The 13,918-nt window shown below is 40.9% G+C and carries 8 protein-coding genes; 4 read left to right on the top strand and 4 right to left on the bottom strand.

What is annotated here, in order from left to right; genetic code table 11:
- Positions 1 to 38 precede the first annotated feature (38 nt).
- Complete coding sequence (locus FH508_RS02010) at positions 39 to 2,228, top strand: DNA topoisomerase III (RefSeq protein ID WP_173478718.1); 2,190 nt, start codon at positions 39 to 41, stop codon at positions 2,226 to 2,228.
- Between the two features lie 2,067 nt (positions 2,229 to 4,295).
- On the opposite strand, the gene FH508_RS02005 is transcribed toward FH508_RS02010, so the two are convergent.
- From FH508_RS02005 to FH508_RS01990, 4 genes are all read right to left on the bottom strand, one after another.
- Positions 4,296 to 5,045: a hypothetical protein gene (locus FH508_RS02005; RefSeq protein ID WP_173478719.1), complete on the bottom strand. Its 750-nt coding sequence runs from the start codon at positions 5,043 to 5,045 to the stop codon at positions 4,296 to 4,298.
- Between the two features lies 1 nt (position 5,046).
- Positions 5,047 to 8,829 carry a DEAD/DEAH box helicase gene (locus FH508_RS02000; RefSeq protein WP_173478720.1) on the bottom strand — a complete coding sequence of 1,261 codons (3,783 nt, stop codon included), beginning with the start codon at positions 8,827 to 8,829 and terminating at the stop codon, positions 5,047 to 5,049.
- A gap of 144 nt (positions 8,830 to 8,973) precedes the next feature.
- Entirely contained in the window at positions 8,974 to 9,528 is a 555-nt protein-coding gene (locus FH508_RS01995) for an NADPH-dependent FMN reductase (RefSeq protein WP_139860500.1), read from the bottom strand.
- 131 nt (positions 9,529 to 9,659) lie between these two features.
- Positions 9,660 to 10,499, bottom strand: a complete 840-nt coding sequence (locus tag FH508_RS01990; protein WP_228134500.1) for an oxidoreductase — start codon at positions 10,497 to 10,499, stop codon at positions 9,660 to 9,662.
- Between the two features lie 243 nt (positions 10,500 to 10,742).
- On the opposite strand from FH508_RS01990, the gene FH508_RS01985 reads away from it, so the two are divergent.
- From FH508_RS01985 to FH508_RS01975, 3 genes are all read left to right on the top strand, one after another.
- Positions 10,743 to 11,789: a PseG/SpsG family protein gene (locus FH508_RS01985; protein WP_173478722.1), complete on the top strand. Its 1,047-nt coding sequence runs from the start codon at positions 10,743 to 10,745 to the stop codon at positions 11,787 to 11,789.
- 227 nt (positions 11,790 to 12,016) lie between these two features.
- On the top strand, positions 12,017 to 12,202 hold the full coding sequence (locus FH508_RS01980) for an SE1832 family protein (RefSeq protein ID WP_173478723.1): 186 nt from the start codon (positions 12,017 to 12,019) through the stop codon (positions 12,200 to 12,202).
- Positions 12,203 to 12,301: 99 nt separating this feature from the next.
- On the top strand, positions 12,302 to 13,867 hold the full coding sequence (locus tag FH508_RS01975; protein ID WP_173478724.1) for an ABC-F family ATP-binding cassette domain-containing protein: 1,566 nt from the start codon (positions 12,302 to 12,304) through the stop codon (positions 13,865 to 13,867).
- Positions 13,868 to 13,918: the final 51 nt, after the last annotated feature.

Genomic DNA, 13,918 nt, shown 5'->3' with positions numbered 1-13,918 from the left:
ATATAGTAAAAACAAGGATTTACGAAAGGATGTTAGTTATGGCTAAAAGTGTAGTAATAGCTGAAAAACCATCAGTAGCTCGCGATATTGCGCGTGTATTGAATTGCAATAAAAAAGGAAACGGTTATCTTGAAGGGGATAAATACATCGTGACATGGGCATTAGGTCACCTTGTAACATTAGCAGACCCTGAAAGCTATGACGTTAAATACAAAACGTGGAATTTAGAAGATTTACCAATGTTACCTGAACGCTTAAAACTGACTGTTATTAAACAAACAGGTAAACAATTTAATGCGGTTAAAAGCCAGCTAACGCGTGGGGATGTAGGCGAAATCATTGTGGCAACTGATGCTGGACGTGAAGGTGAGCTTGTAGCACGCTGGATTATTGATAAAGTGAAGATAAATAAGCCAATTAAACGTTTATGGATTTCTTCTGTGACAGACAAAGCCATAAAAGATGGATTTGCTAACTTAAAGCCAGGCAAGGCCTATGATAATTTATATGCTTCTGCGGTTGCTCGTTCTGAAGCAGACTGGTACATCGGACTGAATGCTACGCGTGCTTTAACAACGCGTTTTAATGCACAGCTAAACTGTGGTCGTGTACAAACACCAACTGTGGCAATTATTGCGGCGCGCGAAGATGAAATCAAACATTTTAAAGCTCAAACTTATTATGGTATTGAAGCACAGACTAACGATCGTTTAAAACTGACATGGCAAGATGCAAAAGGCAATAGCCGTAGCTTTGAGAAAGAAAAAATTGACGCTATTGTAAAAAAACTAGGTAGTAGCAATGCAATGGTTACAGACATTGAAAAAAAACCGAAGAAAACGTTCTCTCCAGGTTTATATGATTTAACAGAGTTGCAACGTGATGCGAATAAAATTTTCGGCTATTCTGCAAAAGAAACGCTGAATATTATGCAAAAATTATATGAGCAACACAAAGTATTAACGTATCCACGTACAGACTCACGCTATATTTCACAAGACATTGTTGCAACTATACCAGAACGTTTAAAAGCTTGTGGTATTGGTGAATATCGTCCACTTGCCAATAAGCTTTTAAATAAACCAATTAAAACGTCGAAGGCATTTGTTGATGATAGTAAAGTATCCGATCACCATGCGATTATCCCGACAGAAGGCTATGTCAATTTCTCAGCATTCTCCGATAAGGAACGTAAAATTTACGACCTTGTTGTGAAAAGATTTTTAGCTGTTCTTTTCCCTGCTTTCGAATATGAACAGTTGACATTACGTGCAAAAATCGCTGATGAAAGCTTTGTCGCGCGCGGGAAAACAATCCTATCAGCTGGCTGGAAGGAAGTCTATGAAAATCGCTTTGACGATGAGGATACAACAGATGATTTGCAAGAACAAATCCTTCCCCGCATCGACAAGGGTGACACACTTCAGATTAAACTGATTGCCCAAACATCTGGCCAAACGAAGCCACCAGCACGCTTTAACGAGGCAACACTATTATCTGCGATGGAAAATCCAACGAAATATATGGCGACGAACGATAAAAAATTAGCCGATACGTTAAAATCTACAGGTGGTTTAGGCACAGTAGCAACTCGTGCTGATATAATCGACAAGCTCTTTAACTCGTTTTTAATTGAAAAACGTGGTGCTAAAGATATTTACATCACTTCAAAAGGTCGTCAATTGCTTGATTTAGTTCCCGAAGAGTTAAAATCTCCTACCCTTACAGCTGAATGGGAACAAAAGCTTGAAGCGATTGCCAATGGGAAACTGAAAAAAGAAGTATTTATTAGTGAAATGAAAAATTACACGAAGGAAATTGTTTCAGAAATTAAGGCAAGCGATAAAAAATATAAGCATGATAATATTTCCACTAAATCATGTCCTGACTGTGGGAAACCGATGCTTGAAGTCAACGGCAAAAAGGGCAAAATGCTTGTTTGTCAGGATCGTGAATGTGGTCACCGTAAAAACGTATCCCGTGTAACAAACGCTCGCTGCCCTCAATGTAAGAAAAAACTTGAGCTTAGAGGTGAAGGCGATGGCCAAATCTTTGTATGTAAATGTGGTCATCGTGAAAAATTATCTGCATTTGAAGCACGCCGTAAAAAAGAAGGCGGCGGTAAAGTCGATAAACGCTCCGTTCAAAAATATTTAAAGCAACAAGATAATGATGAACCAGTAAACAACGCATTAGCCGAAGCACTAAAAGGATTAAAACTCGATTAAAAGTGCCAGATTAATAGTGCCTGTCACTCACACAATTCTGAATTCTCCCATGCAATAATTTAAGCCGCAACACCACGCATAAGCGAGGGTTGCGGCTTTCGCATTTTTCATCTAATAAAATTTAAATTTGCTAGTAGAACTATTATGCTTGCAAATCTCTTTTACATAAAAAGTACTTTTAAAACTGCATACTCTTATTCCCTTAACATATATTGAATTGTCATTAAATTGTCATAATATTCGCACTTAACGTGAAGGAGGGGTAGAAAATGCAAGCTCAAGACTTTAGACCTCGAAATGTAATTATTATTACGATTATTGTTGTTTTATCACTAATTATTGGTCATTCGATTTATGTAAATTATATTGAGGTTTTTTAAAAATAATGGAGTTATAGCAACATAGTGCAACAGTTAACGTGTAAAAGAAGAATCTGTTCAGCGCCCTTGGTACAGTGCGGGCGTAAAGCAGATTCTTTTTTCTATTTGGGGATTATACATTTGAGTTCAGCTGCTCCGCGGGATTAACTCATCGTTTCGCGGAATCAGCTCCTCACTTCGCGGAATCGACTCCTCGCTCCGCGGAATCAGCTCCTCGCTCCGCGGAATCACACTCCTGCTTCGCGGAATCACACCTCTGCTTCGCGGAATCACACCCCTGCTTCGCGGAATCACACCCCTGCTTCGCGGAATCACACCCCTGCTTCGCGGAATCACATCCTCGCTCCGCGGAATCACACCACTGCTTCGCGGAATCAGCTCCCTGCTTCGCGGTATCACTCCCCTGCTCCGCGGAATCACACCACTGCTTCGCGGAATCAACTCCTCGCTCCGTGGAATCACACCCTCGCTCCGCGGAATTACATCCCTGCTTCGCGGTATCACATCCTCGCTCCGCGGAATCACACACATGCTCCGCGGTATCACACCACTGCTTCGCGGAATCAACGCCCTGCTTCGCGGAATCACACCCCTGCTTCGCGGAATCACATCCTCGCTCCGCGGAATCAACTCCTCAATTCGCGGAATCACACCCTCGCTCCGCGGGATCAACTCCTCGCTCCGCGGAATCACACTCCTGCTTCGCGGAATCACACCCTCGCTCCGCGGAATCAACTCCTCGCTCCGTGGAATCACACCCTCGCTCCGCGGAATCAACTCCTCGCTCCGCGGAATCATACCCTCGCTCCGCGGAATCAGCTCCCTGCTTCGCGGAATCACACCCCTGCTTCGCGGAATCATACCCTCGCTCCGCGGAATCACACCCTCGCTTCGCGGAATCACATCCCTGCTCCGCGGTATCACACCTCACTTCGCGGAATCACATCCCTGCTCCGCGGAATCACACACCTGCTTCGCGGAATCACACCTCTGCTTCGCGGAATCACACCCCTGCTTCGCGGAATCACACCCCTGCTTCGCGGAATCACATCCTCGCTCCGCGGAATCACACCACTGCTTCGCGGAATCATACCCTCGCTCCTCGGAATCACACCTCGCTTCGCGGAATCACATCCCTGCTCCGCGGTATCACACCTCACTTCGCGGAATCACATCCCTCGCTCCGCGGAATCACTCCTCGCTCCGCGGAATCACACTCCTGCTTCGCGGAATCACACCCTCGCTCCGCGGAATCAGCTCCTCGCTCCGTGGAATCACACCCTGCTTCGCGGTATCACACCCCTGCTTCGCGGAATCACATCCTCGCTCCGCGGAATCACATCCTCGCTCCGCGGAATCACATCCTCGCTCCGCGGAATCATACCACTGCTCCGCGGAATCACACACCTGCTCCGCGGTATCACACCACTGCTTCGCGGGATTAACTCCTCGTTTCGCGGAATCAGCTCCTCACTTCGCGGAATCACTTCCCGCTCCGCGGAATCACATCCCTGCTCCGCGGAATCACTCCCCTGCTTCGCGGAATCACACCCTCGCTTCGCGGAATCACACCCTCGCTTCGCGGAATCAACCCCTTGCTCCGCGGAATCCTCTCCATAGCTAATCGTTTTTAAGCACAAAAAAACTAGCGGTAAGCTCACCATTGCTTTACCGCTCGTTCTGTCGTTTATAAATATTGTTCCCGCCATTGTAGCTGCTCTTTTTCTGTCAGTTGCTGTTCTAGTATTTCATCCCATCGGTTTAATAATGTATTCCACACTCGGGCATAGACAATATTTTGCTCCTTATTATAAAGAATGAATTCTAGACAGGGAATATCATTAATTTGTTTTGCATCTGCAGTAACAATTGTTGCCACGATTTTTTGGGAGCTCGCTTCTTCTTCCTCGTCCTGCTGTAAAGCTTCAAGCATCATTTCCTCTTCAAAATGCTCTTGCTGCTCTGCCTCTTTATCGACATAACGATACGGCTCAGGCAACTCATCGAACTCCTCTATATCTTCTTCTACGGCAGGGAGAATAGCTTGGTGGCATGGACTAAATAAGAGCATTGCCGTTTCGACCTCAAGCTCTTCCTCGAAAATGCCATGCGCCAGTTGTTGCTCTCCTTTAGAGGTTAGTCTATAGAAACCATCTGATTGTTCGATAAGTCGCACGCGAGACATTAATGAAACTAAATCCTCAATAAACAGTGGATCTACTAATAATAGCTCACTCAATTCCTGGACATTTTGAAAATTCGCTTCCTGCATGCTAATTAATAGCATTTGCATCAAGACATCCATCGTTGAGCGACGAATCGGCTCATAAGTCACTTCGATTGTACGAATCGGAATACACCATTCAGTTGAATTCATGATTTTCACATGGCGATTTTGCTGTAACTCCCTCATTAAACGTTGTTGTAATTTTAACACCCTACATCACCTGTCCTTCATGGTTACGTAAACCGTTGTAGGATTTCACTGTCGTTAAAAGGTTGCTGTACATGTCACGTGTATCCTGATGTTTAGCTCGTTTTGCAAACATCTCTGCACTGCCAACAAGCATTAACAATTCACGCGCACGAGATAACGCAACATTTAACCTGCGATAATCTTTCGCAAAGCCTATGTCCCCTCCCTTTGGTGTATTACGTACCATACTAACTAATATGACATCCATCTCCATCCCCTGGAACTTATCGACTGTTCCTGTTCTAAACTGCAGATGGGGTAGCTGTAATTCCTGTTGCAGTAGACGATTAATTTTCTTCACTTGCTCACCATAGAAGCTAATAACGCCTACACTTTTTTGTACATCCTGTGGTATGCGCCCTGCCTTTTTCGCTTCCATAACAGAGGCGTTTAAATCTGTTAAAATTCGGCGAATAGTTTGTAATTCTCCCTCATTATAACGACTTGTACCACCTTTCACCTGTTCCTCTAAAAATGGTTTTTCAGTTGGCATATCAATCCATAATAAATGGTCATCTCGATTAACGAATTGTCCCTCTAAGCCGTGGTCACGTGCTGCATCAGAGTCAGGTAAACCGCATTGCAAGCCGTTCTCTTCCTTAGCGTAAAACGGTGTAATACTGTGCATGATTTTTTCATGCATACGGTACTGCAATGCAAGCATTTGCTTATGTGTTGACGGTAGGTTATTAAATAAGCGCTCGAATAACGATTCACGCAGCAAGCTTTTTAACTCTTGCGCGCCATCAAAGTTTGGATTTTCTTCTAACATCCCCTTCAATGTTTCCTCCAGCGTATCATCACCAAGAAGTGGAGGTAGCTGATGATGGTCACCAACTAAAATAACTTTCTTTCCCTTTAGCATTGGTAATAAAAGCTCTGGAGGTGTCGCCTTAGATACTTCATCGATAATAACTACATCAAAGGTCGGATAGTTTTCCATAAATTCCTTACTTGCAGAAGCAACACATGTTGTTCCGATCACATTGGCATGACGCACATATAATTTGCGAATTTCGTCTAAATCATATTCGGTTGCGTTTTGTAGCTTATCACGCCATTGCTCTTGTAATTTTTTTCGTAGAGGTAGCTGCTGTTCTTTACGATGTAGCTCTTCTAAGCTTTCATTTGTCACTTGAATAGCATCCTTTACTTCCTCATATGTGCGCTCTGGCGTAGATTGTAACAATGCTGTTAACGCAGTAAGTTGTTTTTCCTTTTTTAGTCCCTCTACATTTATAGTCTTAATTTTTTCTTCTAATTGCACTAGCTGTTCTTCCACCTCATGTAAGCTAGCCTGTGCTGTTTGTTGTGCCGCTTTCTTAGGTGCAAGCTGTGTATTAGCTTGCTCAACGGACTGCAACTGTTGGCGTGCTATTTGTAGAGCGGATTGTGTAGTAGATACTAGCATTTTTAGCTGCTCCACTGATTCCTCTGGCATCACATCAGCTTTGAGTGTATCAGCGAGTTGCTGTAGACGTTCGGTATGTGTAATAAATGGCTGTAATTGCCGCTGTAAACTTTGAACATCGAAGCTTGTAATAGCACATTCTTGATGTATTAAACTACTAATGTTTTTACGTAGTGACTCAAATTCACGATCTTTATGGTCCTGTTGTTGTCGAAGCGCCATACCTTTTTGCCAAACAAAATCACGCCGCATATAGAGCCCTAGTAAATAGCTCTCCAATTGTTCATTCGTTGGTGTTTGCCCTTCTTGAAACGACTCATTCAGCTGCGCAAATACACCTGTTAAATTTTGTAGCGAGAACGACTGTACTGGCTGTTGACGACTTTTAGCTAACGCTCGCTCTTTCTCCTCTGACGATAACAGTGCTTCAAGCTTTGCAATTGCTTTTTGTAATCGGGAATTAATTGTTGCCCATGCTTCTAAATCTTTCGCATCTTCTAAATGCTCTAATCGTCCAATTTGTTGAGCTAGTATGTGCGTCGGACGGATGTGATAATGCTGTAAAAAGCGTTGAATACGTTCAAAAGACGTTAACGTACCAATATATTGTTGGCCTTCCTTCATTAAAAGCAAGCGCTTATTTTCTTGTTCATATTTTAATTGAATATCTTGATACTGTGATGTCAGCTCTTGCTTTTCTGCAAGTAATTCTTTATATTGAATAGCCGCTTGCCACTGTTCTATATTATGGGTGCTGTCTTGAATCGTTTGTTGAAGCTGTTCAAGCGAATCATATTCAGATAAAATTTGTTCATGCGATTGTATAGCGGACTCTAATTGTGCTAGCTGTTTTTCAAAATGCTCTTTTTGCTCTTCACTAGATTCTTTTTCTGCTTTTGCCGTTTTCAAATCCTTTTTTAGCGATTGAATCTCTTTTTGTAAAATGGGTTCATCAATTACGGCCTGCTCCTTAGCAGCTATTTCCTTTGTTAACTCCTCAAGCCATGTTTCCAGCTTTTGTTTCTCATCCACTGCTTTTACAATACTTGCTTGTAGCTCTTGCTCACGCTCAGCAAATGCAATAATTTCTTCTTCAACAGCAGCTAATGTTTGCTCACGCCAATGTAGGGCAACATTTTCCTCAATGAATTTTTTACCCTCTTCTTCAATACTTTCTGTACGGCCATAGCGCAAAATTCGTATTTCTTGATTGGAGAGAAGCCTGCCCAATGCATTATCAACAGCTAAGTTTGACTGTGATGCAACGAGTGTTTTCAAGCCTGCCTTAACATTTTGCTGACAAATTTCTGAAATTACCGTTGTTTTTCCTGTCCCTGGAGGTCCTTGAATCACATACAAATCTTCAACAGATAGGGCACCGATTACCGCTTTCCGTTGATATTCATTTAAATTATTATGAAACGCAATATCATCGCGCAGCTTGGCCGTGCGGACGGTTGGGCGTTTCTCAAATAATATCGTCTCTAAGCTAGCATTCACTGCTTCGCCCTTTTCTAGCTTCGTAAAGCCATTGCGCAAGCGTCGTATTTGGCTTAGTGTTGCAAAATTACTAAAGCTCGCTTGCTTTGAGCGCAAGTTTAACTGATCTTTACGAGCCTGATCCTGTGCAAAAGGCTTTAAATCAATTTCAACCGTTTGCTTGCCAGCATTCGATTTTAATACTTGTCCGATTTCACCACGTACACCTTGGATGCTAACACTTAAACCTTCGAGTTGCTTCCATTCCTTTGCTTTTACATAAGGACATACTAGTGTTAAACGTGAAAAGTCTTCATTAAAGTAGCTTTGTTTAAATTCCGTATGAATATCATCAATTGTTGCATCCCGTTCTTGGATTTTTAAATAGCCTTCCCAACTTGCAATACGTTTTTTCACATATTCGGTGCGTTCTTCAGCAATCGGTAATTCTCTTATTTTCGAATGAAGGTCAAGCGGGATACCTGCGCCATTATTAGGTTTTGTGACAAATTGCAATGCAGCTGGTAAGCGACGATTCGTACTTATTGGACCACGCATATGTACAAAACGAATATTAGTTGCTAATAATCCTTCCACTTTTAGTACACAATCCATAATCGCTGTTTTTCCTGCCAGTACACTATCTAACTTCTCATTGTGCTCCGCATTAAAATAAATGGATAAAAACGTTTCACCAATGGTTTTCGCTTTTCTTTTTTCAATATAAACGGTAATTGTTTTTTGTAACGCAAAAAAGGCATGCTCATTTGCTGAGCATTCCTCTACCGCCTCCTTCGCCTTATTCGTCAAAATTAAATTACAGCGTTGTTTCTCTAGTAAAGCGATGTTCTGCATGAGCTGCCCTCCCTTCCGAATTCACTAAAGTATTATTTTATCATATCGCAAAAGGAATCTTGCAAAGAAAAATCCCCTGCACAGTGATTTCCTTCCACTGTACAAGGGATCAATATTTATTGGTACCGACATTAAGACATCTCTTTAATGTTGGTCGATTGTTTCTTTCGGTAATGTTTTGCTCATTTCACAGTACTGAACGAAAACACGTGCCATTTCACGTAAACGATTATGAACATCCTCGTCTACAATTACATTATTTGCATCAAAATGTGATGTATGCGTATATACATAGTTTGGTGTTACAAGTGCACGGAAGTAGTCTAAAATAGGCTTTAATTGATTTTCAACTACTAAATGGTGCTGATATGTGCCACCATTCGCTACGATAGAAACTGGCTTATAGCGCATTGTTTTCGGATGTAAGAAATCAAAAGCATTTTTCAATACGCCTGGAATGGAAGCTTGGAAAATGGGCGTTGCAATAATATACGCATCCGCTTCTTCAAATTTCCGGATCATTTTTTTCATATCGTCATTCAATGGTGAGCCATCGACAATTTGATGCTTATATTCACTAAAATGCATAATTTCTAAATCGAAACTAGCATCGAAATCTTTAATATAACGCTCTACTTGCTCTAAAATAGCACCAGTTTTACGCCCAAACATTGTGCCATCAACGAGTAAAATTTTCATATTCATTTTGCCTCCACATTCATCTTCTACAATAATATTGTAACAAATGAAAAGTGGCTCGGGAAGAATTGTAGTAGTCAAAACAATAAATTCAGTCTTTAGACGGAATGCTATAGTTAGTAGAAAGACAACTATTTTTCATTATGCCTATTAAATGTCACATCTTCGTCTACAACAGTTTCTTCCACTTTAAATTTATCTCGGTTAATAATGACCTCACGATTGACCTTGTGATCTTCATTAGATACGGTGGTGTCTTGAAGTTTTCCCCAATTAAATAACTCGTCACGCGTAAAGTCTTCTTGTGTCACATTCGGAAAATCCATTTTCGCTAAGTCCTGTGATGGATATATTGTCACCGATTGTTTTTTTCCATGTAACGCAATGACAATCATTGCTTTTGCAACTTGTGAAGCTTCAATAGCGCGTGAACGCTTTAATGGTCCTATTAATAATGGGTTAGCAAGCTTTAATAGCTTTTCTCCTACCTTTTCACCTAACCGAAATTCCTCGCGCGGTCCTACCAAAAGAGAGGGACGAATAATTGATAGACGCTGTAAACCAAGTTCTATTAAAGCATTCTCCAGCTTTCCCTTCACACGATTATAGTAAAAACGCGATTGCTCATTAGCACCCATAGCAGTGATGACAAGCATATGCGGAATCCCTTGCTTTTTAGCCAAAGAGGCAATGGCTAGTGGATATTCAAAATCGACTTTTTCAAACGCCTCACGTGCGCCTGCCTTTTTTATCGTAGTGCCTAAACAGCAATATAGCTCATGCGCAAACTCAATATCCTTTTCTTCTAATGTATCGAAGTTTCGAATTTTCACCTCTAACTTCGGGTGCTTATATTGTAGCTCTCGTCGTGCTATCACGATTACTGAAACATATTCATCGTTTTCACATAACTGTTCTATTAGTGAACTACCTGTTAATCCAGTAGCCCCTACAACAATTGCCGAACGCATGCCCAATTTCATTCTCCCCCTTCGAGAAAATTTTATATTCGCTCTAAATGGACGAGCTCTTTGTATGTATTTACAATATGCGTACTAACATCTTTTTTGCATGTCCTCTCTATTATTCATCGGTATAGCAAACTTAATTTTTAAAGTTTCATCTCTTACATTATTTATCTAATGTTAATTTTTACACATACTTGCCCCATTTTCACCATAATTTAAATAGACAGATGAAAGGATGGGATACATTTGCAAAACGAAACACAAACAATTAAACCGAAAAAATCGATTGTTTTCATAATTGAAAGCTGTATTGATAAAGGGCTGTATCCTTTTGAACGAGTTGCAACATTAGCTAAGTTGCTTGGACAAGAGGAAGTTTTTATATTCGTAAAGACCCCTTCCAATGATGGGATTCAAATTTTAATGAATCACAATCTTTCACCAATACTATTCGAGCATTTCGATGAATTACCTAAGCAAATAAAAGCGATACAACCTGATTTAATTGTTAGGGACGGTCGGAACTCTGAAAGCTGGCAAGTGGAAAATTTACGACCATTTTGTAAAACAATTATTCATTTTGATGATTTTGGTGAAGGTGGCCAAGCCTGTGACTGTGTATTACTAGCACTCTATCAGGAAGTTAAAGATTATATGCCATCCCATTATATCGGTGGCAGTTTCGTCTTTGCATTACCAGAAGCTTATCAGCATTCCGAACAATTACCTGATCTTAAAACACCAGAGAACCCGCCCCATATTGTTGTTGCTTTCGAGGATGGGGACGAGCATAACTTAACATATCGTACTCTTCGACACTTAACTCAGCTACAAATTCCACTACAAATTACAGTAATGATTGATGAAAGCTATCGACATGCGACTGACGACTTACAAATGATGGTATTAAGTCGTCGTAATACTGCCATTTTGCGTGATAAAGACGCACTCCTAAAATTATTACCCAAAGCGGATGTCATTATTTGCAATGCTAACTACACACCATATAAGATTGCTTCCTATGGCGTGCCATGTATTACGCTCGCACAAACAGAAAACGAGCTTTTGCATGCATTCCCTCGCGAGCATAATGGCTTTATACATCTCGGCCTAGGGCGTAAGATGAAACAATCACAAATACAAAATGCTGTAATGGAGTTTTTATTACATGAGGCGCGCAGTGAACGTGCTGTTAAAAAACAGCGCCAGCTTAATCTTGCTAGCAATAACAATACGCTGGAATCTTTATTACTTGATTTTGCTTATGATCGACATAATATCGCTTCAACTTAGTGATTCTTTTTAGGTGGATATGATACAATATATTAGAATTTTTCACTTTCACTATTCCCCTGCATCTTGCTGAATGTATTCATTACAAAGTAGGCTAGAATTTTTTGAGGAATCTCAACGCATCAGTACCCGATTAATTTTAACAATTGAGCGGTGGGGGATGACAAACCCTCATCGCTTTTACACGCTTTCTTAATAAAAATAAACTAATAAAGGAGCTAACGATCATGCCATCAAAAAGCGATATTGAATATCAAATTAAAGAATTAAAAATGGATTATATGAATTTACAAGGTGATATCGAAAAACTTGAATCTACTGGCCATAACGACCAAGTTGCAAAGGCTGAGCAACGCCTTGCTAACATGGAAGCACAGCTAGCAGAATTAAATAAACAACTAGCAGAGCTATAATAATGTCGCATCGTGCCAACTGTTTAGGTTATAACAGCCGCACTGCGATTCATCTATTTAAACAAGACCTAATCGAATTATTTTGGAGGAACAACATATATGGCAATATTAACAGTTGAAAAATTAGGTCATTCTTTCGGTGACCGTACTCTTTTTAAAGATGTTTCTTTCCGTTTAGTAGAGGGCGATCATATCGGCCTTGTCGGCGCAAACGGCGTTGGTAAATCTACTCTTATGGGAATCATTACAGGACAAACAATTCACGATGAGGGAAAAGTTGAATGGCTACCTGGAACACATTATGGCTATTTAGACCAGCATACTGCGCTTACAGCTGGACGCACTATGCGCGATGCATTACGCGATGCCTTCCTCCCACTATATAAAAAAGAAGAAGAGCTAAATGAAATTACAGGGAAAATGGCTGAGGCTACACCTGAAGAACTAGAAGTTTTACTAGAACAAATGGCTGAAGTTCAGGATGCTCTTGATGCTGGCGATTTCTATTCACTTGATATGAAAATTGAAGAGGTTGCACGTGGTCTAGGTCTTGATGCAATTGGACTTGAGCGTGATGTTGCTGCCCTTTCAGGTGGTCAACGTACGAAAGTTTTACTGGCAAAGCTATTACTAGAGAAGCCAAAAGTATTATTACTTGATGAGCCAACGAACTATCTCGATGAAGAGCATATTACATGGTTGAAAAACTATTTAAAAAATTATCCACATGCATTCTTATTAATTTCCCACGATACGGAATTTATGAATGAGACTGTTGATGTTATTTTCCAATTAGAGTTTTCAAAGCTAACTCGCTATACAGCTACGTACGAAAAGTTTTTAGAGCTTGCTGAAATCAATAAACGCCAGCATATTGATGCATATGAAAAGCAACAAGAATTTATAAAAAAACAAGAAGACTTCATAGCAAAAAATAAAGCACGCTACTCTACAACTGGTCGTGCAAAATCTCGTGCGAAACAGCTTGATCGATTAGAACGTATTGACCGTCCTGAAACAGCAGTGAAACCTGAATTTGGGTTTAAAGAAGCACGTACACCAAGTCGTTACGTTGTGGAAGCAGAGAATTTAGTCATCGGCTACGATAAAGATAAACCACTACTACCACCTCTATCATTTATGATTGAACGCGGTGAAAAAATTGCCTTAGTCGGCATGAATGGTGTTGGTAAATCGACATTACTTAAAACGATGCTTGGAAAAATCAATCCGCTAGGTGGTACGGTAATTCGTGGTGATTATTTAGCTCCTTCTTATTTCGAACAAGAAGTAAAGGCAGATAAAATCACTCCTATTGATGATGTATGGAACGCCTTCCCTTCTATGGAGCAAGCACAAGTTCGCGCAGCATTGGCACGTGCAGGTTTAAAAACAGATCATATTACGCGCCCACTTAATTCTTTATCTGGTGGTGAGCAAGCGAAAGTTCGTTTATGTAAGCTAATGATGGAAGAAGCAAACTGGTTACTATTTGACGAACCGACAAACCACTTAGATGTTGATGCAAAGGAAGAGTTAAAGCGTGCTATGAAAGAATTTAAAGGCACAATTGTACTCGTTAGCCATGAACCTGATTTCTATGAAGGCTTAGTAACAAAAGTATGGGATGTACAAGACTGGTTCACAACTGGGCAACAAAGCTAAAGAAAATGTCCTTCTAAAACGTAAAAATCCACTTCGCTTTCCGCGGGCACA

It is taken from the genome of Lysinibacillus sp. CD3-6, assembly GCF_006351725.2.
GTDB lineage: Bacteria > Bacillota > Bacilli > Bacillales_A > Planococcaceae > Lysinibacillus.
Note: the sequence above shows the minus strand (reverse complement) of the source record. Positions and strands in the feature narration are given on the sequence as shown.